Here is a 25,493-nt window from a genome sequence, read left to right as displayed (position 1 = left end):
ACGGGATCTTTTTGTGATCGCGAAGGCCGTGTCGTAGAGCGCCGTGGTGCTGAATACTTCGGTCATGGCCGGTCCGGTTGCGGTGAGCTGGAGGGGACGGTCGCGTGAGCGAGATACCTGTACAGGCACATCAGGCCCGTGTGCCCGGGGAAGCGTCCGGGGAGACCTGGCGCGACTCCCTGTGGCACAGCAGCCCGCCTGGCTCGATATATGACTACATAAAGGTCGCTTCCTTCTCGATCGGACCCGACGGGCTGATCGACCAGTGGAGCCTGCGCGCCGAGGAACTCTTCGGGCTGACCGCGGCCGAGGCCGTCGGCCGGGACCCCGTCGACGCCTTCATGCCCCCGGAGCTGCGCGCCGGCGCCCACCGCAGGGTGGCCGAGATTCTCGACGGCAAGGAATGGACCGGCCTGATCCCCTTCCGGATCCCCGGTGGCGACGGTGCGCACGGGGTGGCCGAGATCTATGTGATGCCCACCCAGACCGAAACCGCCGAGCGGGCCGCGCTCTGCGTCGTGGTCGACGTCCGCGCGCTGCGCCGGATCGAATCCGATCTGGCCGCCTCGCAGGCGATTTTCGGTCAATCTCCCTTCGGATTCCTGCTCTTCGGCACGGACCTCACCGTGCAGCGCGCCAACCGCCGCTTCGCCACCGTCTTCGGCGGCGCCGCCGAGGAACACCGCGGCCGCACCGTCCACGACTACCTGCCCGCGCACGAGGCCGACCGGATGGCCGAAGCGCTGCGCAGGGTCCTGGAGACCGGGGACTCGGTCAACGACCTCCAGATCACCGGCGCCGCCCCCGGCAGCCGGGACAACCGCCACTGGTCCATCAACCTCTACCGGGTCCACGGCGGCACCGGCCGCCCCATCGGGGTCGCCGGCATCGGCATCGACGTGACCCGCCGCCACCTCGCCGCCCGCGAGGCCGCCGGGGTCCGGCGCAACCTGGCCCTGCTGAACGAGGCCGGACACCGCATCGGCAACTCCCTCGACCTGGAGACCACCGCCCGCGAACTCCTCGACGTCACCGTCCCCGGCTTCTGCGACCTGGCCGCCGTCGACCTCTACCAGGGGCTGCTGCTCGGCGACGACGACCGCCCCGCCCGCCCGCAGGGCCCCGGCGTGCCCAGCCTGCCCGGCCAGGGCCCCGGCCGGGCGCCCTCGGCGCCGCTGCGGCGGGTGGCCTTCTCCTCGGCCGTGTCGGACGCGCCGCTGTCCGGTCCGGGCGCGCTGGTCTCCGTAGGGGAGGTGCACCGGTACCCGGCCGGATCGCCGGGGGCCTTCGCCCTGCGCACGGCGCGGCCGCGGCTGGTGGAGGGCGGCGGACCCGAGTCCGGGGACCTCGTGCAGTCCACGCTCGTGGTCCCGCTGGTCGCCCACGACACGGTGGTCGGACTCGCGCAGTTCTCCCGCACCAAGGGCAGCGAGCCCTTCGGCGAACGCGACCGGGCGGTCGCGGTCGAGCTCGCCGCACGGGCCGCCGTCTGCATCGACAACGCCCGGCTCTACCGGCGCGAACACGAGCGCGCGCTGATTCTCCAGCGCAGCCTGCTGCCCCCCGGCGACCCGGAGGCCGCCGGACTCGACATCGCCTGCCGCTACCTGCCGGGCAACGCCGCCACCGAGGTCGGCGGCGACTGGTTCGACGTCATCGAGCTGCCCGGGCACCGCACGGCGCTGGTCGTCGGCGACGTCATGGGCCGCGGACTGCGGGCCGCCGTGGCCATGGGCGAACTGCGCACGGCCGTACGGACCCTCGCGCTGCTGGACCTGGAACCGGCGGAGGTGCTGACCGCGCTGGACGAGATCGCCCGGGGCCTCGGCGCGCCCGGCGGCTCCCAGCAGGCCTCCCGGGCCGCCCTGCACTCCCGGGACGCCGACCGCTCCGAGGTGTACCTCGCGACGTGCGTCTACGCCGTCTACGACCCGGTCACCCGGCGCTGCACCATCGCCAACGCCGGCCACATGCCGCCGGTGCTGGTGGAGCCCGTGGAGGAGGGCGGTACGCCCCGCCCCGGACTGCTGCTGGAGATACCGACGGGGATGCCGCTGGGCGTCGGCGGGGAACCCTTCGAGGAGGTCGAGGTCGAACTCCCCGAGGGGGCGCTGCTCGCGCTCTACACCGACGGCCTCGTCGAATCCCGGACCCACCCGCTGGAGGAAGGCCTACGGGGCCTGCGGGACGCGCTGGCCGACCCCGCGCGCCCCCTGGAGGAGGTCTGCGACCACGTCCTGAACACCCTGGACACCCGGCACGGCGAAGACGACATCGCGCTGCTGATGGCCCGGGTCCAGGGCCTTCCGGTGGACGCGGTCGGCGACTGGCAGCTCCCGCGCGAGGCCCGCTCGGTGGGCCGGGCCCGCGAGCTGGCCCGGGCGAAGCTGCCCGCGTGGGGTCTGGAGGGACTGCTCGACACCACGGAGCTGCTGGTGAGCGAGCTCGTCACGAACGCCCTGCGCTACGGCGAGGGCGAGATCCGGCTGCGCCTGCTGCTGGACCGGACCCTGGTCTGCGAGGTCTGGGACGCCAACCTTGTCCAGCCCCGCCGCCGCCGGGCGCGGGACACCGACGAGGGCGGCCGCGGCCTCCAGCTGGTCGGCCTGCTCTCCGCCGGCTGGGGCACCCGCCGCACCCACCGGGGCAAGACGGTCTGGTTCGAACTCCCGCTTCCGGGCGCGGTGGCGGAATCGGTGACGGAACTGTCGGCGGAGCAGCTGCTGAGCATGTACGGGTAGTGCGCCCCCGGGCCGGCCGCGGCCAGGCCCGGGGAGGTCCCGGGAGGTCCGGGGGAGGCTCTAATAGGGCTTGCTCAGGCTGCCGGTCTTCAGGGCGGCCAGGCGGGCCTCGATCTCCGAGGTCTTGCCGAGGTCGTCCAGGGACTCGAACTGGGCGTCCAGGGAGGAGGCGGCCAGCTCCTGCTTGCCCAGGGCCATGGCCTCCTCGCGGCGGACCTTCTCCTCGAAGCGGCCGATGTCGCTGGTCGGGTCCATCACGTCGATGTTCTTGACCGCGTCCATCATCGTGTTCTGCGCCTGAGCGGTCTTGGCCCGCGAGACCAGCTCGTCGCGCTTCGCCGTCAGCTCCGTCAGCTTGATCTTCATCGAGTCCAGGCCCGACTTCAGCTTGTCGACCACCTCGGTCTGGGAGGCGATCGTCGGCGCGGCCGTCTTCGCCTCCTTCTCCGACTGCATCTGGCGGCCGAGGGCGACCTTCGCCAGGTTGTCGAACTTGTCGGCGTCGGCGGCCGACCCGGACGTCCGCAGCTCGTCGGCCTTCTTGCTCGCCGCCAGGGCCTTGCCGCCCCACTCCGCGGCCGCGTCCACGTCCTCCTTGTGGTCCGCCTCCAGCATCCGCAGGTTGCCGATGGTGGTGGCGACGGCCTGCTCCGCCTCGGAGATGTTGTTCGTGTAGTCGCGGATCAGCTGGTCCAGCATCTTCTGCGGGTCCTCCGCCTGGTCCAGCAGGGAGTTGATGTTGGCCTTGGCGAGCTGGGTGACGCGGCCGAGGATGCTCTGCTTGCTCATGTGCGGTGTCTCCTTGGGAACGAAGGGGGAAAGGGAGGTTGGGAGAGTGCGTCAGAAGCGGCCGCCGCCGCCCATGCGGCCGCGGGTGCCCCCGCCGCCGAAGGAGCCGGGGCCGCGTCCGCCGCCCCCGCCGAAGCCGCCGCCGAAGCCGCCCCCGCCCCCGCCCCCGAAGCCGCCTCCGCCGCGGCCGCCGCCCAGGATCTCGCCGAGGATGATGCCGCCGAGCACCGCGCCGCCCATGCCGCCGCCCTGCTGCCGGCCGCCACCGCCGTACGGGTTCTGGTAGCCCCGTACGTCCTGTTCGGCCAGCTGCTGCGCCTGGCGCGCGAGCGAGTCCGCCTGCTGGGCCTCGGCGAGCGCGCCCGCCGGGTCCGAGCCCGCCAGGGACGTGGACCGCTCCAGGTGGCGCTGGGCCTCCGCCAGCCGGGTGCGGGCCTGGCTGCCGATCGCGCCCCGGCTGGTGGTGATGTAGTCCGTGGCCGCGCCGATCGCGCTGCGGGCCGTCAGCAGGGCCTGGTCGAGCAGGGCCGCGGCCCGCTGCCGGCCCGACTCCCGCTCGCGGGCCCCGGCCAGCGCCTCGTCGAGGGCCGCGTCGGCCTCCTCCACGCGGCGCAGCGCGTCCAGCGGGTCGTACCGGCCGGCGCCCTGCTCCTGGCGCACGTCGGCCAGTACGGCCTGCGCCCGGCTGATCCGGCCGCGCAGATCGGCCGTCGAGGTGCCCTCGGTGGTGCCGGTCAGCAGCCCGCTCGCGTCGGCGAGGTCGGTGTCCGTCTCGTTGAGCGCGCCCGTCAGTTTCCCGGCCGCCTCCGCCAGCTCCTGCGCGCGCCGCTCCACCGCGTCGACCAGGGTCGCCGCCTGGTCCACGGCGCCCTCGGCCGCCCGGACGTGCACGGCGGCCTTGCCGTTGTCGCCGGTGTCGATCGCGGCGCGGGCCTCGCCGAGGCTGGTCGTCGCGAACAGCAGCCGGTCCTTGGCCTGTTCGGGGTTGGAGGCCACCGGCGCCGCCGCGGAGTCCGCGTACTGGCGGCCGAGCGCCGTGAGGGTGGCCTCCGCCGTGGTCGTACGGCCCGTCAGGGCGCGGAAATGCGCCTCGACGGTCGCGAGCGCCTGAGGGGCGTTCTTCTCCAGGTCCCGCAGCCGGTCGAAGTCCGCCGACTCGGCGTCGAGCCGCCGGCTCGCCTCCGTACAGCGGGCCACGATCTCGTCGAGCATCCGGCGGCGGGTGGCGTCGTCCTCCGGGTACGCGTCGTCGAGCTGCTGGCGCAGCCGGAAGGCGGCCGTCAGCTCGCCCTTCCCGAACTCCACCGCCTGCGTGAAGGTCGCCACCGCCTCCTCGCCGAACTGGGCGGTGGCGAAGCCGAGTTCCTCGGTGCTGGTGCGGATCGCGTCGTCGGTCTCCACCAGCAGGGCCTTGGCCTTGGCGTCCAGCTCCGGCAGGGCGAGCGGGGCGGGGCCCGGCCCCGACCAGCCGGTGGTCTTCGAGCCGCCGCTGCCGCCGCCCGCCTGCTTGCGCTTGCGGCGGGTGTACGCGTACGCCCCGAGGGCGCCGGCCGCGCCGACCGCGACCACCGGGAGGACGAAGTCCCCGGCGCCGCTCTCGCCGCTCGCCGCGGCGCCTCCCGGGTCGGCCTCGCCGGGGACGACGGCCGGCACCGGTACCGGCTGTCCGCCCAGGACGGCGTCGTAGCCGCGCGCGGCCCCGATCGCGGCGCCCGCCCAGTCGTTCTGCTTGAGGGCCGGCTCGATGGCGGTCTGCGCGACCGCCGCGAGCTGCTCCTCGGTGAATCCTGAGTCGACATCGGCCGAATAGGCGTACTGCCTGGCCCCGGTGGCGACGGCCAGCAGGACGTCGTTCTGGCCGAGGCCGTTCTTCTGGGCGGTGGCATCGGCCCAGCTCTGCGCGGACCGGCCGGAGAAGTCGCGCACGTACGCGACGAACAGCTGGACCCTCCGGTCGGCGTACAGCTTGTCCAGCGCGGCGGTGACCTCGGGCCCCCGGTCGCCCAGGGCGCCCACGCGGTCGGTGATCTGCCCCTGCTGGGACAGGGTGACGGGATCGTCGGCCCGGGCGGCCGGGGCGGCGGCCGTCGTCCAGCCGGTGAGCGCGAGCAGCGCGGCGGCGAGGGCGAGGCCGGTCCGGACGGGTATCGCGGCGGTGGTGCGTCTCTTCGTGCTGCTTCTCGGCGGAGTCACATTTGGGAGGGTATGGGCGGTTTCCCACCCCCGCATCCGGAGACCTACGGGTGCGGGAGCGGGAAACCGGGCAGGGAGCCGGGGCGGCTACGGCAGGCCGTACGCCGCCAGTTCCGGGCGGGAGAGCACCAGGTGGTCCCCGATCAGCAGGGCCTCGGACGTGGCCGGCGGCGGGTGGTCCCAGTGCCGGCGCGGCCTGCCCGAGGAGGGGTCCAGGACCGCCACGTACGGATCCGAGGAGCGGCCGAGGAGACCGCGCCGCCCGCCCTGGGGGACCTTGACGTACAGGCCGCCGGGGCGCAGCCCCAGCAGTTCGAGCCCGCACCCCGCCCCGGCGCACCGGGCCACCTGGCGCTGCCAGCGCAGCGCGCCCGTCGCCGCGTCGAGCGCGAGGACCGTGTCCGAGCCGTCCCGGCCGTCCCGGCCCTCCGCCGCGTGCGAGGCCGCGTACACCGTGCGGCTCTCCCGGAGCAGGCCCTGCGCCAGGGCGCCCGGCGCGCAGCGCCACACCTCCCGGCCGGAGCCCTGGTCCAGGGCCAGCAGCGCGCCCCCGTCCAGGAGGTGGACCAGGCCGCTCCCGGCGAGCCGCGGGTCGTGCAGCGTGCGCGCCGTGGGGCGGGACCGCTGGAAGGACCACACCGGGCGGCCGGTCGGCAGGTGCAGCGCCCGCAGCCGCAGATCGTCCGCGAGGACCAGGCAGTCGCCCACTGCGGCGGGGGAGCGCGTCGCCGGGTCGGGAACGGGCCGCTGCCACAGGATCTCGCCCGTCGCCGCCCGCAGTGCGGTCAGGTCCCCCGGCGCCCCGTGCACCAGCACCGGCCCGGCGCTGCGCAGGGTCGGCCCGGCAAGGCCCGCGCCCGCGGTGCCGGGCACCGGCTGCGTGCCGGGCAGGTCCCGCCACCAGCGCACCCGGCCGTCCCGCGGCTCGCGCGCCAGCAGCCGTACCTCCGGCGTGCCCCGCCGCCGCACTTCGACGTAGACCGTGCCGGCGTCCGCCGTGCAGGACACCAGGACCGGCCCGGCTCCGGGCAGGGGCGGCGCGGCCGCGCCCTCGTCGCCGTGGGCCGTCCAGCGGGTCGCGCCCACGTCGGCCCGTACGCAGCCCACCTCGGGCCCCGACCGCCACACCACATGGGCGCCGGCCGCGTACAGGGCGTCCGGCCGGGCACTGGTGTGCCAGGCGCGCACCCCTGCCGGCGCCCTCCCCCCGCCGGCCTTCCCGGTGGCGGCCGGGCCGCTCAGGACCGTGGCCCCCGGCGGTGGAGGGCTCCCGGGGTCGGCGGCGGCCTCCGCCAGCCAGGGCGTCCCGCCCGCCGCCACGCACTCCCGGGCGATCCGGGCCAGCGCGCGCGCCCGCTGTTCCGCGTTCGGCAGGTTGCGGGCCCGGCCGGCGCGCTCCCGCGCCGCCGCCGGGTCCAGCGGCGGCCGCGCCTCCCGCTCGACGCCGGCCCGGGCCCGGGCCAGCGAGGCCAGGGCGTGGTCGGCCTTCTCGTCCTCGGCCTCCTGCGGGTGGCGGCGCAGCAGCCCGGCGGCTTGGTTGCGCAGCCGCTCCGCCTGTACGAGCTGCCCCCGCTCGGCGTGGTGCGCGGCCTCCTCGCGCAGCCAGGCCGCCCGCTCCTCCAGGAACCGGGGCAGCTCCTCCTCGGCCTGCGCCAGCGCCCGGGCCCCGCCCGCCGGGTCCCCGGCACCGGCACGGTCGCGCGCCACCTGGCACAGCGCCAGCAGCCGGCCCCCGGCGGAGCCGATGCGCTCGCTCAGGCGCAGGGCCGCCGCCAGGTCGTTGGGGGCGACGGCCAGCACCATGTCGTAGGTGGCGGCCCCGCGCAGCCCGGCGTCCCGGATCAGCGCGAGGCCCAGTTCGGCCTCGGCGGGATCGGCCGCCGCGACGGCCGTGGCGATGCGGGCGGCGAGCCGCTTCTCGGCCGGACCGTCCGCGAAGTGGTCCGCCGCGATCTGCGCGGCCCGCTCCGGCGCGACCCTGGCCAGCTCTTCCGCCACCGCGCGCAGCGGGCCCGACCGGTTGGATCCGAACACGGTGAACAGCGCCTGCTGCGCGTCGGTCAGCAGTCGCCGGGCCCGCGCCGGGGCGTGGGTGGAGGTGTCCTTGGCCAGCTCGGTCAGCAACCGGGCCGACCGCGCGCCGTCGCCCCCGCCGCCCTCCCACGCCGCCGCCTCGGCTTCGGCCAGCAGCCGCCCGGCGAGCCCGCCGTCGAAGCGTGCCGCGGCATCGGCGGCGACGGCCAGCACCTCGATCCGCGCCTCGGCGCCGGCGGGCAGCGCGCGCAGCGACTCCTCGGCCTCCAGCAGCAGTTCCCGTACGAACTCCCGTACGGGAGCGGGAACGGGCCCGGTGTCCGGCACGGCGGCGGGCCCGAAAGAGCCCCCGGCATCCGGCGCGGCGGGCCCGAAGACACCTGCGGTGTCCGGAGCGGGGATCGGCCCGAAACTGCCCCCGGTGTCCGGCACGGAGACCGGCCCGATCCCGCCCCCGGTGTCCGGCGCGGGCACGGAGACCGGCCCGAAGGAGCCCCCGGGAACCCCGACCGGTTCCGCCCGGTACGGCACGGGCTCCGGCGACGCCTGCGACGCAGGCGACCCCGGCGAACCCGGGCCCCCCGAGGCCGCCGTACCGCCCGGAGCCGTCACGGCCGCACGCCCCACGGGCGCCTCCGAGCCCACCGGAGACCCCGACCCCGCCCCCGCCCGCAGCAGCGCCCGCAGCTCCCCGGCCACCACCTCCGCCGACTCCGGCCGGTCCGCCGGGGCCTTCTCCAGCAGCCGCAGCACCAGCCGCTCCACCTCCGGCGCGACCTGGGCGCCGGCCACGCGCAGCGGGAGCGGCGGATCCTCGATGTGCCGGCGCATCAGGACGTACGGGCTCTCGGCCTCCCCGAAGGGCGGCTCCCCGCTCAGCAGCGCGTACAGCACGCCCCCCAGCGCGTACAGATCGCACCGGGCGTCCACCCGCTCGCCCCGCCACTGTTCGGGGGCCATGTACGGCGGGCTGCCGAAGATCCGGCCGGTCACCGTCCAGCCGGCCGTGGCGTCCGAGGAGTGCGCGATGCCGAAGTCGCAGATCTTCAGCCGGCCCCCGGGCAGCAGGAAGAGGTTGGCGGGCTTCAAGTCCCGGTGGATCACCTTGAGTTCGTGCGCTGCGGCCAGCGCCTCGGCGGTCTGCGCGGCGAGGTCCAGCGCGACCGCCACCGGCATCCCGCCCGGGGCCCGGATCAGCGCCGTGCGCAGATCCTCGCCGGCGAGCAGCTCCATGACGATGAAGAGCCGCCCGTCCTCCTGGCCCACGTCGTGCACCACGGTGATGCCGGGGTGCTGGAGCCGCGCCCCGATCGTGGCCTCGCGCCGGAAGCGGGCGACCAGTTCGTCGTTCGTGGCCGCCTCCAGCAGTACCTTCACCGCCACGGCCCGCTCCAGCGCCGTGTCCCGCGCCCGCCACACCTCGCCCATGCCGCCCTGGCCGAGCCGCTGTTCGAGGCGGTACCGGCCCGCCAGCTGATCCCCCACCCGCACCGAGAAAGCCCCCTGACATGACGTCAACGACGTTGCTCAGGGGGCATTCTGTCGTGCGAAGTGAACAGCCGGGGGCGGCTACGAGCCGGAACGGCGCCCGATCTTGCTCCCCAGCCATACCAGTGGGTCGTACTTGCGGTCCACGGCCCGCTCCTTCAGCGGGATCAGGGCGTTGTCGGTGATCTTGATCCCCTCGGGGCAGACCTCCGTGCAGCACTTGGTGATGTTGCAGAGGCCGAGCCCGTGGTCCTCCTGCGCCGTGCGCTTGCGGTCCAGGCCCGCCTCGGCCGCCGCGTCCAGCGGGTGCATGTCCAGCTCCGCCACCCGCATCAGGAAGCGCGGACCGGCGAAGGCGCTCTTGTTCTCCTCGTGGTCACGCACCACGTGACAGGTGTCCTGGCACAGGAAGCACTCGATGCACTTCCTGAACTCCTGCGAGCGCTCCACGTCGATCTGCTGCATCCGGTACTCGCCCGGCGCCACCCCGGCGGGCGGCACGAAGGCGGGCACCTCGCGCGCCTTCTGGTAGTTGAAGGACACGTCCGTCACCAGGTCGCGGACGACCGGGAAGGCCCGCAGCGGGGTCACCGTGATCGTCTCCTCGCGGGAGAAGGTCGACATGCGCGTCATGCACATCAGCCGCGGCCGCCCGTTGACCTCCGCGCTGCACGAACCGCACTTGCCCGCCTTGCAGTTCCACCGCACCGCGAGGTCGGAGGCCTGCGTGGCCTGGAGCCGGTGGACGATGTCCAGGATCACCTCCCCGTCGTGCACCTCCACGGTGAAGTCGCGCAGCTCGCCACCCTCCGCGTCGCCCCGCCAGATCCGGAACGCGGCATCGTAGGTACTCACTCGTACAGCTCCTCTTCGGCGAGGTACTTGACCAGCTCTTCCTTCTCGAAGAGCGCGAGCAGGTCGGATCGGATGGGGTCGGTGCGCACCCGGGTCAGCTCGATCCGGTCCGCCGCGGGGTCCGACGGGGCCGGGGCGACGGGCCGGCACAAGAGGTTCACCGGCCGCCAGGAACGCTCCATCGCCGGGCAGTCCTCGCGGGTGTGCCCGCCCCGGCTCTCGGTGCGCTCCAGGGCCGCGCGGGCCACGCATTCGCTGACGAGCAGCATGTTGCGCAGGTCCAGCGCCAGGTGCCAGCCCGGGTTGAACTGCCGGTGCCCCTCGACCCCGGCCCGGGAGGCCCGTACGCGCAGGGTCGCGAGCTTCTCCAGGGCCTGGGCCATCTCGCCCTCGCGGCGGATGATCCCGACGAGGTCGTTCATGGCCGTCTGGAGCTCCTGGTGGAGGGTGTACGGGTTCTCCGCGCCCTCGGCGGCATGGAAGGGGGCCAGCGCCTCCTCCGCCGCCGCGTCGATCTGCGCCTGGGACACCTCGGGCCGCCCGCCGACGGCCGGGGCGTCCCGTGCCGCGTACTCGGCGGCGTGCAGCCCGGCCCGCCGGCCGAAGACCAGCAGGTCGGAGAGGGAGTTCCCGCCGAGCCGGTTCGAGCCGTGCATCCCGCCCGCGACCTCACCGGCGGCGAACAGGCCCGGCACCCCGAGGGTGGCGGCCGTATCGGACTCGACCGCGATGCCGCCCATCACGTAGTGGCAGGTCGGGCCGACCTCCATCGCCTCGGCGGTGATGTCCACGTCCGCCAGCTCCTTGAACTGGTGGTACATCGACGGGAGCCGCCGCTTGATCTTCTCGGCCGGCATCCGGGTGGACACGTCGAGGAACACCCCGCCGTGCGGGGAGCCGCGCCCGGCCTTGACCTCGGAGTTGATGGCGCGGGCCACCTCGTCGCGGGGGAGCAGCTCGGGCGGGCGCCGGTTGTGGTCCGGGTCCTCGTACCAGCGGTCGCCCTCCTCCTCGGACTGCGCGTACTTCTCCTTGAACACGTCCGGGATGTAATCGAACATGAACCGCTTGCCCTCGCTGTTGCGCAGCACCCCGCCGTCGCCGCGCACCGACTCGGTGACGAGGATCCCCTTCACCGAGGGCGGCCAGACCATGCCGGTCGGGTGGAACTGCACGAACTCCATGTTCAGCAGCGGGGCCCCGGCGAGCAGCGCGAGCGCGTGGCCGTCGCCGGTGTACTCCCAGGAGTTGGAGGTGGTCTTGAAGGACTTCCCGATCCCGCCCGTGGCCAGCACCACCGCCGGAGCCTCCAGGACGAAGAACCGCCCGGTCTCGCGCTCGTAGCAGAAGGTCCCGGAGACCCGCTCGCCGTCCTTCAGGATCCGCGTGACCGTGCACTCCTGGAAGACCTTGAGCCGGGCCTCGTAGTCCCCGTACTCCTTGAAGTCCTCCTGCTGGAGCTGGACGATCTTCTGCTGGAGCGTGCGGATCAGCTCCAGCCCGGTCCGGTCGCCGACGTGCGCGAGCCGCGGGTACTCGTGCCCGCCGAAGTTGCGCTGGGAGATCTTCCCGTCGGGCGTGCGGTCGAAGAGCGCGCCCCAGGTCTCCAGCTCCCAGACCCGGTCCGGGGCCTCCTTGGCGTGCAGCTCCGCCATCCGCCACTGGTTCAGGAACTTGCCGCCGCGCATGGTGTCGCGGAAGTGCACCTGCCAGTTGTCGCCCTCGTTGACGTTGCCCATGGAGGCGGCGATGCCGCCCTCCGCCATCACGGTGTGGGCCTTGCCGAAGAGGGATTTGCAGATCACGGCCGTACGGGCGCCCCGCTCGCGCGCCTCGATCGCGGCCCGCAGCCCGGCGCCGCCCGCGCCGACCACGACCACGTCCCACTGCTGCCGTTCCACTTGGGTCACTAGAAGATCCTCGGGTCGGAGAAGGCGCCGCTGGCCACCAGGTAGACGTAGAAGTCGCACGCGGCGACGCTGATCAGGGAGGCCCACGCGAGCTGCATGTGACGGGTGTTGAGACGGCTGATCCAGCCCCACAGGCGGTAGCGCACCGGGTGCTTGGAGAAGTGCTTGAGGCGGCCGCCCATGATGTGCCGGCAGGAGTGGCAGGACAGGGTGTAGGCCCAGATCAGCGCGATGTTGACGACGAACAGCACGGTGCCGAGGCCCATGTGGCCCCACTCGTAGTGCTCGTCGCGGAAGGTCAGCACGGTGTCGTAGGTGAGGATGCCCGCCACCGGCAGCGCCGCGTAGAAGAAGTACCGGTGCATGTTCTGGAAGATCAGCGGGAAGCGGGTCTCACCGCTGTACGAGGCGTGCGGCTCGGCGACCGCGCAGGCGGGCGGCGAGGCCCAGAAGCCCCGGTAGTAGGCCTTGCGGTAGTAGTAGCAGGTCAGCCGGAAGCCGAGCGGGAAGACCAGGATCAGCAGCGCGGGGGACAGGCCCCACCAGCTGCCGAAGAGGTCGAGGTTCGGGCCGCCGCGCATCTCCTGGCAGTTCTCCGCCAGGCAGGGGGAGTAGAAGGGCGAGACGTACGGCGCCGCGTAGTAGTCGGCGTTGGCGAAGGCCCGCCAGGTCGAGTAGACGATGAAGGCGAGCAGCCCGGCCGCGGTGCCGGCGGGGGAGAGCCACCACCGGTCGGTGCGCAGGTGCCGGGCTGCGATCGCGGCCCGCGAGGCGTCGTGGACGCCGCCGGGCCGCTGTGCCGGTGGTTGGGTGCCTGTGGCCAAGAGGGACTCCGAGTGGAGTGATGAGGGGTGCCCCGGGGACCCGGCCGCCGTCGCTGCGGGTGACCGGGTCCGGTGGAGCGGTGGGGTGTACGGGAGGGGGTGGGTCAGGGAGCGCGGCGGTCGCGGGCGCCGAGACCTTCGTCGTCGGCATCCGTCCACAGCGCGCTGTCGTACGGGGTGTCCGGGACGCTGACCATCGCGCCCGCGCCGGGGGGCCGGGAGGCGGCCGGCGCCTGCCGCGCGACATCCTTCTCCAGCTGCTCCACGGAGCGGACCAGCTCGTTCAGGTTGCGCCGTACGGCGGTCAAATCGTCTTGCAGGGACATGATTTGCCCTCACTTCACCTTGGGTGCGGTGGCAACGCTCATGTGCGCCTGCGAGTGTCGCGCCTCCCGTCCCCGGTTGTGAAGGGACGTGCAGCGATTGCGGGCGCGCAGGCGCGAACTGTGCGCCCCTCCCTGCCCCCATTTTCATCCCTCTTACGGGGGAACGCCCGTCCGGAAAGCAAGCCGGATTGGTCCGCACGGGTGGGGTTCGCGGCGTGGCGAGGGTCGGCTGCGACGGCTGTGGCGGGGCGTCGATTTCAGTGGGTTTCGGCACCCAGTGTGATCAGCTCCATATACCGCCGAACGTGATCGAAACATCCGCTTTCACGGCCCCCCACGCCCCGTCCCGGAGGTACCACCCATGTCCCAGAGAAGGCGCAGGTCCTTGGCGCTCCTGACCTCGGGAGTTCTTGCACTGCCGCTGCTCGCGGGCTGCGGCGCGGGTGAAGACGAGGGCGGCCCGGCGGCCGCCGGGCAGGACATCGCGGCCGCCACCCGCGACAAGGTCGCCGACGGCGGGGTGCTGCGGTGGGCCGTGGACTCCATGCCGGGCACCCTCAACGCCTTCCAGGCCGATGCGGACGCCACCACCAACCGGATCGCCGGGGCGGTACTGCCCCAGCTGTTCGTGCTGGACGGCAAGGGGCGGCCGGTGGCCAATCCCGACTACCTGGAGAAGGCCGAGGTCGTCGAGCGGGAGCCCAAGCAGGTCGTCCTGTACAAGCTCAACCAGCAGGCGGTCTGGAGCGACGGCCGCGAGATCGGCGCCGCCGACTTCGTCGCCCAGTGGCGGGCCCTGAACGGCAAGGACTCGGCGTACTGGACGGCGCGCAACGCCGGCTACGACCGGATCGAGAAGATCGAGCGCGGCAAGACGGACCTGGAGGTCAAGGTCACCTTCGTCAGGCCGTACGCCGACTGGCGCTCCCTCTTCAGCCCCCTTTACCCCAAGCAGGTCACCGGCACCCCCGAGGCTTTCAACGAGGGGGCCCGGGGCGCCCTGAAGGTCACCGCGGGCCCCTTCGGGCTCGGCGCCATCGACAAGAAGACCGGTACGGCCTCCCTGACCCGCAACCCGCGCTGGTGGGGCAGCCCCGCCAAGCTCGACACCCTGGTCCTGACCGCGGTGCCCCGCTCCGAACGCCCGGCCGCGCTGGCCGCCGGCAAGCTCGACCTGGCGGAGATCGACCGCACCGGGGCCGACCGGATCGCCCTGGCCCGCCGCGCGGCCGCCAAGGCGGACGGGTCCCACGGCCCGGCCGCCTCGGTGACGGCCGCGCAGGCCACCCTGTCGTGGGCGCTCGCCTTCGGACTGGACGAGGACAAGGCCAAGGAAGCGCAGGCCGTCCGCCAGAAGCACACGGAGTCGGTGAAGCGGTACGCCGAGGAGCAGGGCGCCCTGCGCGGCTTCACCGTCCGCAAGTCCCTGGAGCCCGCCTACACCCAGCTCGCGATGAACGGCGCGAGCGGCCCGCTCGCCGACGAGCGGGTGCGCCGCGCCGTGGCCCGCGCCCTGGACCGCCAGGCGCTCGCCGACATCGTCCTCAAGCCCCTGGGCCTGCCCGCGAAGCCGGTGGGCAGCCACCTCGCGCTGGCCGGGCAGCAGGCGTACGCCGACAACAGCGACGCCCTCGGCGGCCAGGACACCCAGGCCTCGCAGGCCCTGCTCGCGGACGCCGGCTGGCGCCGCGGCGGCAAGATCACCGCGCCGGCGGGCGCCAAGGCGGGCTCGGAGGCCGCCAAGGAGACGGACGACTCCAAGACCCCGGCGGCCGCGGCGGCGCCGGCCTCGGGCCCGGGCACCGGGAACGACGGCCTCTACATCGTCGGCCAGGACGACGGGCTGGGCGGCGACGGGCAGCCCGGCCAGGACGGGGAGATCGTCGACGCCGACGCCTTCGCGGAGGACGGCCAGGGCCGCCGCAGCGACCCCTCCCCGGTGCTCGCCCCGGCCCCGTTCGCGGCCCTCCAGGAGCAGCACCTGCGCACCCAGGCCGAGGCCCAGGCCGACGCCGTGGACGGCTCCGCCGACGGCTCCGCCGACGACGGCAAGCGCAGCCCGGCCCTGGACGCCGAAGCCGCGGCCGAACCGGCGGCCCAGGACGGGGCGAGCCCCGCCCCGGCCCCCGCGAAGCAGGCCGTGCGCACCTCCGGCAACGTCCTCGCCAAGGACGGCAAGCCGCTCGCCCTGCGCTTCGTCCTGCCGGCCGGCCCCGGTGCGGAGGCGCTGCGCACGGTCGGCGAGCGGATCTCGCAGATGCTCCAGAAGGTCGGCGTGCAGACCGAGCTGACCAAGGTGGCCGACGAGAGCTTCTTCAAGGACCACATCGCCTCGGGCCAGTACGACCTGGCGCTCTACTCGTGGCCCGCGACCGCCTACCCGGCCACCGACGCCCGGCCCATCTTCGCCAAGCCGGAGCCGGCCGCCGACGGCTCGCTGCTGGTCGAACAGAACTACACCCGGGTCGGCACCGACCACATCGACCAGCTCTTCGACCAGGCGCTCGGCGAGCTGGACGAGGCGGCCTCCCGCGACCTGATGCGCAAGGCGGACGCCCGGATCTGGGCGACGGCCGGTTCCATCCCGCTCTACCAGCGTCCCGAGCTGGTGGCCGTGAAGCCCGGCCTCGCCAACGCGGGCGCCTTCGGCCTCGGAGCCCCGCGCTACCAGGACATCGGCTGGAAGAAGGCGGCCGCGGCCAAGAACAAGAACGAGAAGAAGTGATGACGAAGGGGTGCATCGGGGGTTGATTCGAAGGCCTCAACCTCAGATGTGACTCAAGTCCCTTGCCCGCCGGATACCCGGCGGGCAAGGTCGTGCGTACCCGTTGACCCGCATGTTTACCGGTTCCACCCCAGGCCGGGTCCCCCCACCCAGGACCCGGCCCCGCTCAGTCGTCCGGCCTCTTGACAGACCCCCCGGCAGGCAGTTCCCGCCAGCCGACGTACGATGGGGTAAGGCCGTGGCAGGTTTTCCGCCCGGTCGAGGCGCGCGTGCCGGACCGTACGCGTCGCCATCCACGATCCCGGGAGAAGCGCCGAAGTGCCCACGCGCCACGACATCCGTAACGTCGCCATCGTCGCCCACGTCGACCATGGCAAGACGACCATCGTCGATGCCATGCTCAAGCAGGCCGGTGCCTTCGCCGCCCACCAGCACCTCGACGACCGCATGATGGACTCGAACGACCTGGAGCGTGAGAAGGGCATCACGATCCTCGCCAAGAACACGGCGGTGAAGTACCACCCGAAGGACGGGTCGGCCCCGATCACGATCAACATCATCGACACCCCCGGCCACGCCGACTTCGGTGGTGAGGTCGAGCGCGGTCTGTCGATGGTGGACGCCGTCGTCCTGCTGGTGGACGCCTCCGAGGGTCCCCTGCCCCAGACCCGCTTCGTCCTGCGCAAGGCCCTGCAGGCGAAGATGCCGGTCATCCTCTGCATCAACAAGACGGACCGTCCGGACTCCCGGATCGACGAGGTCGTCAACGAGACGTACGACCTCTTCCTCGACCTGGACGCCGACGAGGACCAGATCGAGTTCCCGATCGTCTACGCCTGTGGCCGTGACGGCGTGGCCTCGCTGACCAAGCCCGAGGACGGCACCGTCCCCGCGGACAGCGACAGCCTGGAGCCCTTCTTCTCCACCATCCTGGCCCACGTCCCGGCCCCGGTGTACGACGAGGAGGCCCCTCTCCAGGCCCACGTCACCAACCTGGACGCGGACAACTTCCTCGGCCGCATCGCGCTGGTGCGCGTCGAGCAGGGCGAGCTCCGCAAGGGCCAGACCGTCGCGTGGATCAAGCGTGACGGCACCATCTCCAACGTCCGCATCACCGAGCTGATGATGACCGAGGCGCTCACCCGCAAGCCGGCCGAGGTGGCGGGCCCGGGTGACATCTGCGCGGTGGCCGGTTTCCCCGACATCATGATCGGCGAGACCCTGGCCGACCCGGAGAACCCGATCGCGCTTCCGCTGATCTCGGTCGACGAGCCGGCGATCTCGATGACCATCGGTACGAACACCTCCCCGATGGTCGGCCGAGGCGGCAGCGGCAAGGGCGCGGACGCCAAGTCCGCGGTCAAGGACCGCAAGGTCACCGCCCGCCAGGTCAAGGACCGTCTGGACCGCGAGCTGGTCGGTAACGTCTCGCTCCGCGTCCTGGACACCGAGCGTCCCGACGCCTGGGAGGTCCAGGGCCGTGGTGAGCTCGCGCTCGCCATCCTGGTCGAGCAGATGCGCCGCGAGGGCTTCGAGCTGACCATCGGCAAGCCGCAGGTGGTCACCCAGGTGATCGACGGCAAGGTGCACGAGCCGGTCGAGCGCATGACGGTCGACGTCCCCGAGGAGCACATGGGCGCGGTCACGCAGCTCATGGGCGTCCGCAAGGGCCGCATGGACAACATGTCGAACCACGGCTCCGGCTGGGTCCGCATGGAGTTCGTCGTCCCGTCCCGCGGCCTCATCGGCTTCCGTACCGAGTTCCTGACCGGTACGCGCGGCACGGGCATCGCCCACTCGATCCACGAGGGCCTGGAGCCGTGGTTCGGCCCGCTGGTGACCCGTAACAACGGTTCGCTGGTCGCCGACCGCTCCGGTTCGGTCACGCCGTTCGCGATGATCAACCTGCAGGAGCGCGGTGTCCTGTTCACCGAGCCCGGCACCGAGGTGTACGAGGGCATGATCGTCGGCGAGAACTCGCGCGCCGACGACATGGACGTGAACATCACCAAGGAGAAGAAGCTCACCAACATGCGTGCGGCTTCCGCGGACAACACCGAGAACGTGGTGCCCCCGCGCAGGCTCTCCCTGGAGCAGTCCCTGGAGTTCTGCCGCGACGACGAATGCGTCGAGGTGACCCCGGAGGCCGTCCGCATCCGCAAGGTCGTCCTGGACCAGAAGGACCGCTCGCGCACCGCTTCGCGCGCCAAGTCCGGCAAGTAGTCGCGTAGGACCTAGGTCACACCTGGGTCCTGCCGGTACCGGCTTTTGTGAACAGCCCCCTTCGTCACGTACACCGTGACGAAGGGGGCTGTTCGCTTTTGTCAAGCGGATTGTTTCGGTCCGGTGTCCGCATACCGACCGTGACACTCCGGAAGAAGAGCTAACAGTCCGTTTCGTTCATGTCTGTCTCCTATCCGTTTGTCCGGATTTCGGGTTTTAGCCGTAGTGCGATGTTGTGAAAACGAGACCACTTAAGTGTGGTTTACGGTCAGGCAGTCCCTGAGGATGGCTCCATTGAGCTCGGGTCAATGGGTCACACGCTGTGGGGAGCGTCGACTCACGAGCACACTCGGGACACCGGTCCTATCGCCGTCAGGGGTGTCGGCGAAGCACACCTGTGTCCTTCACATCAGACAGTGGACTCATGAGGAGGAAACCCATGCGCGGTGCCAAGAGCGCCAAGTGGGTAACGGGCGCGATTGTCGTCGCCCTGGCAGCGACTGCCTGTGGCGGCGGTGGTGGCAAGAACGCCGGCGCCAAGGGTGAGGTTGACCCGAACGGCATCTACTCGATCGAGGTCGGTGAGCCGGAGAAGCTCCTGCACCCGGCCGACACGATGGAGTCCAACGGCTCGATCGCGATGTCCGGTCTGTTCTCCCAGCTCGTCGACTACGACGCCGACGGCAAGATCGTCAACGTCAACGCCGAGTCGGTCACGACCACGGACAGCAAGCTCTGGACCGTCAAGCTCAAGCCGGGCTGGACCTTCCACGACGGCACCAAGGTGACCGCCGAGTCCTACGTCAAGGCGTGGAACTGGGCCGCGAACATCAACAACAAGCAGGGCAACGCGTCCTGGTTCGCCGACATCAAGGGCTTCGAGGCTCTTCACCCCGAGGCCGAGGGCGCCAAGCCCACCGCCGAGGCGCTCGAAGGCCTGAAGATCGTCGACGAGAACACCTTCACCATCGAGCTCAACAGCGCGGTTCCGTACTTCGCGTACAAGCTCGGCTACGAGGTCTTCTCCCCGCTCGCCGCCTCGTTCTACGCGGACCCCGCGGCCGCCGGTGAGAAGCCGGTCGGCAACGGCCCGTACAAGTTCAAGTCGTGGGAGCACAAGAAGCAGATCGAGCTCACGCGCTTCGACGACTACAAGGGTGCGGACAAGGCGAAGAACGGCGGTGTGATTCTCAAGAACTACACCGGCGTCGAGGCCGCGTACGAGGACCTGAAGGCCGGCAACGTCGACGTCCTGCGTCAGATCGGCCCGAAGGACCTCCCGGTCTACCGTGCCGACCTCGGCGACCGCGCCGTGGACCAGGCCTACTCGGCCATCCAGACGCTGGCCATCGCGTACTACGCCGACCAGTGGAAGACCCCGAAGAAGGTCGACCCCAAGGTCATCCAGGGCCTGTCGATGGCGATCGACCGCGACACCATCACCAAGACGGTGCTCCAGGGCACCCGTGAGCCGGCGACCGGCTGGGTCGCCAAGGGCGTCCTCGGCTACACGCCGACCGGCTCCGGTGACGTCACCAAGTTCGACCCGGCGAAGGCCAAGGCCCTCATCGCCGAGGGCGGCGGCGTCCCGAACAACGAGATCTTCATCCAGTTCAACTCGGATGGCGGTCACAAGGAATGGGTCGAGGCCGTCTGCGGCAGCATCACCCAGGCCACCGGCGTCAAGTGCACCGGTGACGCCAAGCCGGACTTCCAGGCCGACCTCCAGGCCCGCAAGTCCAAGCAGGTCAAGTCGATCTACCGCTCCGGCTGGGTCCTCGACTACCCGGTGAACGCCAACTTCATCAGCGACCTGTTCCGTACGGGCGCCGGCGGCAACCAGGGTGGCTTCACCAACCCCGAGCTCGACGCCAAGATCGCCGCGGCCGACAGCGCCGCGACCCTCGACGAGTCCGTGAAGGCCTACCAGGCCATCGAGAAGGACCTCGTCAACTACATGCCTTCCATCCCGCTCTGGTACTACAAGGTCAACGCGGGCTACTCCGAGAAGGTCCAGAACGTGAAGTACGCCCAGGACGGCGACCCGATCCTCGACCAGGTCGAGGTCAAGAAGTAAGTCCTACCGCGTAATTCCTTTCGACGGATGTGGGCCGGCGGGGAGCCGGCCCACATCCGGGCCTACATGCAGCGCCCGGGGGGCCCTTTCGCGACGCAGTGACGATCCCGTCACGCGCGTGCGTGGCGAAAGGGCCCGTCCGGCTGCGCCTGCCGCATCTTCTACGGAGGCATGATGGGGCGCTATGTCGCACGACGACTGCTCCAGATGATCCCGGTCTTCTTCGGGACGACCCTGCTCATCTTTTTGATGGTCTACAGCCTGCCCGGCGATCCCGTGGCCGGACTCTTCGGAGACAAGGGCACTGACCCCGCCACACTGGCCGCACTGAGGCACGAGCACGGCTTGGACCAGTGGATCGGCAAGCAGTACTTCGACTACATCACCGGGATCCTGTTCCACTTCGACTTCGGAACGCAGATCCGCAGTGGCCGTGAGGTCACCGAAGTCATCGGTGCCGCCTTCCCGGTCACGCTCCGGCTGGCCTTCCTGGCGTTCGCCATCGAGATCGTTCTCGGTCTGGCCCTCGGGATCGTCGCCGGCCTCAAGGCCGGCAAGCTGGCGGACAACGTCATCCTGATCCTCACCCTGCTGATCATCTCGATGCCGGTCTTCGTCCTCGGCTTCATCATCAAGGCCGTGTTCGCCTTCCAGCTCGGCTGGATCACGCCCACGGTCAGCAACGAGGAGACCTGGGGCGAGCTGGTCGCACCGGCCATCGTGCTGGGATCGCTCTCGCTCGCCTACGTGGCCCGCCTGACCCGCACCTCGATGGCCGAGAACCTGCGCGCCGACTACGTGCGCACCGCCGTGGCCAAGGGTCTTCCCAAGCGCCGCGTCATCGGTGTCCACCTGATGCGCAACTCGATGATCCCCGTGGTGACCTTCCTGGGTACCGACATCGGCGCCCTCATGGGTGGAGCGGTCGTCACCGAAGGCATCTTCAACGTCAAGGGTGTCGGTGGTCTGATCTACGACTCGGTCCTGCGCCGTGAAGGCCTGACCGTGGTCGGTGTCGTCACCGTCCTCGTCGTCGTCTACCTGATAGCCAGCCTGCTCGTCGACCTCCTCTACGCGGTCATGGACCCGAGGATCCGGTATGCCTGACATGACCAAGACCGAAGCCACGACGCCCGAGGACACCTCGGCGCCCGTCGCCCCGGTGGACCCGGTGAAGGCCGAGAAGGCACGCAGCCTCTGGGGCGACGCCTGGGCCGACCTGCGGCGCAACCCGTACTTCATCGTCTCCTCGGTGCTGATCTTCATCCTGCTGACGATCGCGGCCTTCCCGAGCTGGTTCACCAGTGCCGACCCCACCAAGGGCGACCTGGTCCACCACTTCCTCCAGCACCCCGAGCTGTCCAAGGTCGGTTCGCCGGACTGGCTCGGCTACGACGGTCAGGGACGCAGCGTCTACGCCCGCCTCATCTACGGCACCAGGGCCTCGATCATCGTGGCCGTCGCGGTGACCGCGATCGTCACCATCGTCGGCGGCATCACGGGCATGATCGCCGGTTACTTCGGCGGCTTGACGGACGCGATCATGTCGCGCATCACCGACGTCTTCTTCGGCATCCCGTTCCTGCTCGGCGCGATGGTCGTCCTGCAGGCCTTCACCGAGCGCACGGTGTCGACGGTGGTCTTCGCCCTGGCCTTCCTCGGCTGGACGCAGATCAACCGCGTCATGCGCGGTGCGGTCATCACCGTGAAGCAGGCCGACTACGTGCACGCCGCCAAGGCGCTGGGCGCCGGCACCACGCGGATCCTGATCCGGCACATCCTGCCGAACGCCATGGCCCCGGTGATCGTGGTCTCCACGATCGCGCTCGGCGGCTACATCGCGGCCGAGGCGACCCTGTCCTACCTGGGTCTGGGTCTCGCGGCCCCGAACATCTCGTGGGGCGTGGACATCTCCGCCGGTGCTTCGCAGATCCGAGTGGCGCAGTACATCCTGCTGTACCCCTCGATCATCCTCAGCATCACCGTCCTCGCCTTCATCATGCTCGGCGAAGCGGTCCGCAACGCCCTCGACCCCAAGCTGCGCTGAGGAGGGCGTAAGTGATCACCATGGACAACACCTCCAGCCTTCCCTCCCCGCGTGACGGGGACCCGCAGACGCCGCTCCTCGAAGTGCGCGACCTGCACGTCGAGTTCCATACCCGCGACGGTGTCGCCAAGGCAGTCAACGGCGTCAACTACTCCGTGAGCGCCGGCGAGACCCTCGCCGTGCTCGGCGAGTCCGGCTCCGGCAAGTCCGTGACGGCCCAGGCCATCATGGGCATCCTGGACATGCCCCCCGGCAAGATCCCGCAGGGCGAGATCCTCTTCCGTGGCCAGGACATGCTCAAGATGAGCTTCGAGGAGCGGCGCAAGCTGCGCGGCCGGAAGATCGCCATGATCTTCCAGGACGCCCTGTCCTCCCTGAACCCGGTGCTCACCGTCGGCTACCAGCTGGGCGAGATGTTCCGCGTCCACGAGGGCATGTCGAAGAAGGACGCCCGGCTCAAGGCCATCGAGCTGATGGAGAAGGTCAAGATCCCGGCGGCGAAGCAGCGGGTCGACGACTACCCGCACCACTTCTCCGGCGGTATGCGCCAGCGCATCATGATCGCCATGGCGATCGCGCTGGAGCCCGACCTGATCATCGCGGACGAGCCGACCACGGCCCTGGACGTCACCGTCCAGGCCCAGGTCATGGACCTCCTCGCGGAGCTCCAGCGCGAGCTCAACATGGGCCTGATCCTGATCACCCACGACCTCGGCGTGGTCGCCGACGTCGCGGACAAGATCGCCGTCATGTACGCCGGCCGGATCGTCGAGACCGCTCCGGTCCACGAGATCTACAAGCGCCCGGCGCACCCGTACACCCGCGGCCTGCTGGACTCGATCCCGCGCCTGGACCAGAAGGGCCAGGAGCTCTTCGCGATCAAGGGCCTGCCGCCGAACCTGCTGCGCCTGCCCTCCGGCTGCTCGTTCAGCCCGCGCTGCGTCGCCGCGCAGGACGTCTGCCGGTCGGAGATCCCCGCCCTCCAGGTCGTCAGCGAGCAGGACGGCACCGAACTGGCCGGCCGTCACAGCGCGTGCCACTTCTGGAAGGAGCAGCTCCATGGCTGAGCTCACCAACGCCCCCGCGCGGGAGCCGATCCTCCAGGTCCGCAACCTGGTCAAGCACTTCCCGCTGACCCAGGGAATCCTGTTCAAGAAGCAGGTCGGCGCCGTCAAGGCCGTCGACGGGATCTCCTTCGACCTGTACCAGGGCGAGACCCTGGGCATCGTCGGCGAGTCCGGCTGTGGCAAGTCCACCGTCGCCAAGCTGCTGATGAACCTGGAACGCGCCACCGCCGGCGAGGTCTTCTACAAGGGCCAGGACATCACCAAGCTGTCCGGCCGCGCCCTGAAGGCCGTCCGCCGCAACATCCAGATGGTGTTCCAGGACCCGTACACCTCGCTGAACCCGCGCATGACGGTCGGCGACATCATCGGCGAGACCTACGACATCCACCCCGAGGTGGCCCCCAAGGGCGACCGGCGCCGCAAGGTGCAGGAGCTCCTGGACGTCGTCGGCCTCAACCCGGAGTACATCAACCGGTACCCGCACCAGTTCTCCGGCGGCCAGCGCCAGCGCATCGGCATCGCCCGCGGCCTCGCGCTCAACCCGGAGATCATCATCTGCGACGAGCCGGTCTCCGCGCTCGACGTATCGGTGCAGGCCCAGGTCATCAACCTGATGGAGAAGCTGCAGGAGGAGTTCAACCTCTCCTACATCTTCATCGCGCACGACCTGTCGATCGTCCGGCACATCTCGGACCGCGTCGGTGTCATGTACCTCGGCAAGATGGCCGAGATCGGCACCGACGAGCAGATCTACGAGCACCCGACCCACCCGTACACCCAGGCGCTGCTCTCCGCGGTGCCGGTGCCGGACCCGGCCGCCCGCGAGGGCCGCGAGCGGATCATCCTCACCGGTGACGTCCCCTCGCCGGCCAACCCGCCGTCGGGCTGCCGCTTCCGCACCCGCTGCTGGAAGGCCGAGGAGAAGTGCTCCGTGGAGGAGCCGCTGCTCGCCATCCCGGAGCGGTTCAAGGGCGTCAAGTCGCTGGCCGCGCACGAGTCGGCCTGTCACTTCGCGGAGGAGAAGGCCGTCCTGGCCGTCTGACCTCCCGCAGCGACACCACAGGGCGCCCGTCACCGGATCTCTCCGGCGGCGGGCGCTTTGTCGTTCCGCGGTCCGGCTGGCCGGCCGGCTTGTCCGCCGTCCGCCGGCCCGCTGCCTGATGCCCGCCGCCCGCCGCCTGACGCCGCCCCGACGGCCGCCGTGGTCTGATGGCCCGCATGCTCACCGTACGGCCCGCCGGGCCCTCCGACGCCGGGGACATCTGCGGGCTCCTCAACGCCATCGACCGCATCGAGATCGGCCGCCCGGAGACCGACCTCGGCGCCGTCGAGGCCGATCTGCACCACCCCGACGTCGACTTGGAAGCCGACTCCTTCCTGGCCTTCGAGAGCGGCCGGCTCCTCGGCTACGCCCTGGTGTGGGCCGACTCGGGCCCCGGCCGCGTCGACTGCCACTTCCGGGTCCTGCCGGGGCGCCGTACGGCCGCCGCCCGGCTGCTCGACCTGGTGGAGGCCAGGGCCCGCGAGCTGGCCGCCGGAGCCCCGCACGCCTTCCTGTGGCTCGCGCCGAGCGGCGGCCGCACCCTCGACCCCGGCCTGCTGCCCGGCCGCGGCTACCGCACGGTGCGCCGCTACCGGGTACTCACCCGCGCACTGGGCCCGGCCGACCTGCCCCCGACCCCGCCCGCCGGGCTCACCCTGCGCCCCTGCGACGGCGGCGAGAGCGAGCGCCGGCGCGCCCACGCCCTGGTCGAGGAGACCTTCGCGGACCACTTCGGGCACGTGGAGCGGGCGTACGAGCCCTGGCTCGACCACATCGACGGCCGCGGCCTGGACTGGTCGCTCGTATGGATCGCGAGCCTGCCCGCGCTGGGCGACGTAGGCATCCTGCTCACCCGCGACGACCGCACCAGCATGGGCTGGCTCAGCCACCTCGGCGTGCGCGCGCAAGCCCGCGGCCGGGGCGTCGGCGCCTTCCTGCTGCGCCACGGCTTCGCCGCCTACGCCGCCCGCGGCCGCGCCACCCTGGGCCTCGGCGTGGACACGGGCAACACGACCGGAGCGCTCGCGCTGTACGAGGCGCACGGCATGACCACCCACCACGCGGTGGACACCTGGGAGCTGACGCTGGGACGGACCGCTTTGCACTCGGAGGGGTGACAGGCGCGCGACGCGGGGGTGCAATCGGTCCAAC

Annotated in this window: 16 protein-coding genes; 9 read left to right on the top strand and 7 right to left on the bottom strand. The window is 71.6% G+C overall.

The window, feature by feature from the left end; genetic code table 11:
- The first annotated feature begins 140 nt into the window (after nucleotides 1–140).
- Nucleotides 141–2,741: a SpoIIE family protein phosphatase gene (locus OG276_RS12465; RefSeq protein WP_266912740.1), complete on the top strand. Its 2,601-nt coding sequence runs from the start codon at nucleotides 141–143 to the stop codon at nucleotides 2,739–2,741.
- A gap of 60 nt (nucleotides 2,742–2,801) precedes the next feature.
- Here the strand turns inward: OG276_RS12465 and OG276_RS12460 are convergent, their stop codons facing one another.
- The 7 genes from OG276_RS12460 to OG276_RS12430 form a co-directional block, all read right to left on the bottom strand.
- Entirely contained in the window at nucleotides 2,802–3,530 is a 729-nt protein-coding gene (locus tag OG276_RS12460; RefSeq protein ID WP_266904860.1) for a PspA/IM30 family protein, read from the bottom strand.
- 51 nt (nucleotides 3,531–3,581) lie between these two features.
- A complete protein-coding gene (locus tag OG276_RS12455; protein WP_266912738.1) occupies nucleotides 3,582–5,642 on the bottom strand; it encodes a YgcG family protein in 2,061 nt (686 codons plus the stop codon).
- A 168-nt stretch (nucleotides 5,643–5,810) separates the two neighbouring features.
- Nucleotides 5,811–9,242, bottom strand: a complete 3,432-nt coding sequence (locus OG276_RS12450) for a protein kinase (RefSeq protein ID WP_266904858.1) — start codon at nucleotides 9,240–9,242, stop codon at nucleotides 5,811–5,813.
- Nucleotides 9,243–9,326: 84 nt separating this feature from the next.
- Complete coding sequence (locus tag OG276_RS12445; protein ID WP_266904856.1) at nucleotides 9,327–10,100, bottom strand: succinate dehydrogenase/fumarate reductase iron-sulfur subunit; 774 nt, start codon at nucleotides 10,098–10,100, stop codon at nucleotides 9,327–9,329.
- A complete protein-coding gene (locus OG276_RS12440) occupies nucleotides 10,097–12,010 on the bottom strand; it encodes a fumarate reductase/succinate dehydrogenase flavoprotein subunit (RefSeq protein WP_266904854.1) in 1,914 nt (637 codons plus the stop codon). The genes OG276_RS12445 and OG276_RS12440 overlap by 4 nt, the downstream gene beginning before the upstream one ends.
- On the bottom strand, nucleotides 12,010–12,834 hold the full coding sequence (locus OG276_RS12435) for a hypothetical protein (RefSeq protein WP_266904852.1): 825 nt from the start codon (nucleotides 12,832–12,834) through the stop codon (nucleotides 12,010–12,012). The genes OG276_RS12440 and OG276_RS12435 overlap by 1 nt, the downstream gene beginning before the upstream one ends.
- Nucleotides 12,835–12,938: 104 nt before the next feature.
- Nucleotides 12,939–13,160: a hypothetical protein gene (locus tag OG276_RS12430; RefSeq protein ID WP_266904850.1), complete on the bottom strand. Its 222-nt coding sequence runs from the start codon at nucleotides 13,158–13,160 to the stop codon at nucleotides 12,939–12,941.
- 361 nt (nucleotides 13,161–13,521) lie between these two features.
- Between OG276_RS12430 and OG276_RS12425 the strand changes: the two genes are divergently transcribed.
- From OG276_RS12425 to OG276_RS12390, 8 genes are all read left to right on the top strand, one after another.
- Nucleotides 13,522–15,885 carry an ABC transporter family substrate-binding protein gene (locus tag OG276_RS12425; RefSeq protein WP_266904848.1) on the top strand — a complete coding sequence of 788 codons (2,364 nt, stop codon included), beginning with the start codon at nucleotides 13,522–13,524 and terminating at the stop codon, nucleotides 15,883–15,885.
- Nucleotides 15,886–16,203: 318 nt separating this feature from the next.
- Nucleotides 16,204–18,108 carry a translational GTPase TypA gene (gene typA / locus OG276_RS12420; RefSeq protein ID WP_266904846.1) on the top strand — a complete coding sequence of 635 codons (1,905 nt, stop codon included), beginning with the start codon at nucleotides 16,204–16,206 and terminating at the stop codon, nucleotides 18,106–18,108.
- Between the two features lie 439 nt (nucleotides 18,109–18,547).
- Nucleotides 18,548–20,185 (top strand): ABC transporter substrate-binding protein, encoded by a 1,638-nt coding sequence (locus tag OG276_RS12415; protein ID WP_266904844.1) that lies wholly within the window; start codon nucleotides 18,548–18,550, stop codon nucleotides 20,183–20,185.
- 174 nt (nucleotides 20,186–20,359) lie between these two features.
- Complete coding sequence (locus OG276_RS12410) at nucleotides 20,360–21,292, top strand: ABC transporter permease (protein ID WP_266912736.1); 933 nt, start codon at nucleotides 20,360–20,362, stop codon at nucleotides 21,290–21,292.
- Nucleotides 21,285–22,232 carry an ABC transporter permease gene (locus tag OG276_RS12405; protein ID WP_266904842.1) on the top strand — a complete coding sequence of 316 codons (948 nt, stop codon included), beginning with the start codon at nucleotides 21,285–21,287 and terminating at the stop codon, nucleotides 22,230–22,232. The genes OG276_RS12410 and OG276_RS12405 overlap by 8 nt, the downstream gene beginning before the upstream one ends.
- 11 nt (nucleotides 22,233–22,243) lie before the next feature.
- Nucleotides 22,244–23,299 carry an ABC transporter ATP-binding protein gene (locus OG276_RS12400; protein WP_266904840.1) on the top strand — a complete coding sequence of 352 codons (1,056 nt, stop codon included), beginning with the start codon at nucleotides 22,244–22,246 and terminating at the stop codon, nucleotides 23,297–23,299.
- On the top strand, nucleotides 23,292–24,341 hold the full coding sequence (locus tag OG276_RS12395; protein ID WP_266904838.1) for an ABC transporter ATP-binding protein: 1,050 nt from the start codon (nucleotides 23,292–23,294) through the stop codon (nucleotides 24,339–24,341). The genes OG276_RS12400 and OG276_RS12395 overlap by 8 nt, the downstream gene beginning before the upstream one ends.
- A gap of 176 nt (nucleotides 24,342–24,517) precedes the next feature.
- Nucleotides 24,518–25,459, top strand: coding sequence for an N-acetyltransferase (locus OG276_RS12390; RefSeq protein ID WP_266904836.1), 942 nt, complete (start codon nucleotides 24,518–24,520; stop codon nucleotides 25,457–25,459).
- The last annotated feature ends 34 nt before the right edge of the window (nucleotides 25,460–25,493 follow it).

The sequence above is a fragment of the Streptomyces sp. NBC_00086 genome (assembly GCF_026343255.1).
Taxonomy (GTDB): domain Bacteria; phylum Actinomycetota; class Actinomycetes; order Streptomycetales; family Streptomycetaceae; genus Streptomyces.
Note: the sequence above shows the minus strand (reverse complement) of the source record. Positions and strands in the feature narration are given on the sequence as shown.

Excerpts from the sequence above, each read along its gene's own strand:
- OG276_RS12460 (WP_266904860.1), bottom strand. The coding sequence starts at position 3,530 with ATGAGCAAGCAGAGCATCCTCGGCCGCGTCACCCAGCTCGCCAAGGCC.
- OG276_RS12430 (WP_266904850.1), bottom strand. The coding sequence starts at position 13,160 with ATGTCCCTGCAAGACGATTTGACCGCCGTACGGCGCAACCTGAACGAG.
- OG276_RS12425 (WP_266904848.1), top strand. The coding sequence starts at position 13,522 with ATGTCCCAGAGAAGGCGCAGGTCCTTGGCGCTCCTGACCTCGGGAGTT.
- OG276_RS12415 (WP_266904844.1), top strand. The coding sequence starts at position 18,548 with ATGCGCGGTGCCAAGAGCGCCAAGTGGGTAACGGGCGCGATTGTCGTC.
- OG276_RS12410 (WP_266912736.1), top strand. The coding sequence starts at position 20,360 with ATGGGGCGCTATGTCGCACGACGACTGCTCCAGATGATCCCGGTCTTC.
- OG276_RS12405 (WP_266904842.1), top strand. The coding sequence starts at position 21,285 with ATGCCTGACATGACCAAGACCGAAGCCACGACGCCCGAGGACACCTCG.
- OG276_RS12395 (WP_266904838.1), top strand. The coding sequence starts at position 23,292 with ATGGCTGAGCTCACCAACGCCCCCGCGCGGGAGCCGATCCTCCAGGTC.
- OG276_RS12390 (WP_266904836.1), top strand. The coding sequence starts at position 24,518 with ATGCTCACCGTACGGCCCGCCGGGCCCTCCGACGCCGGGGACATCTGC.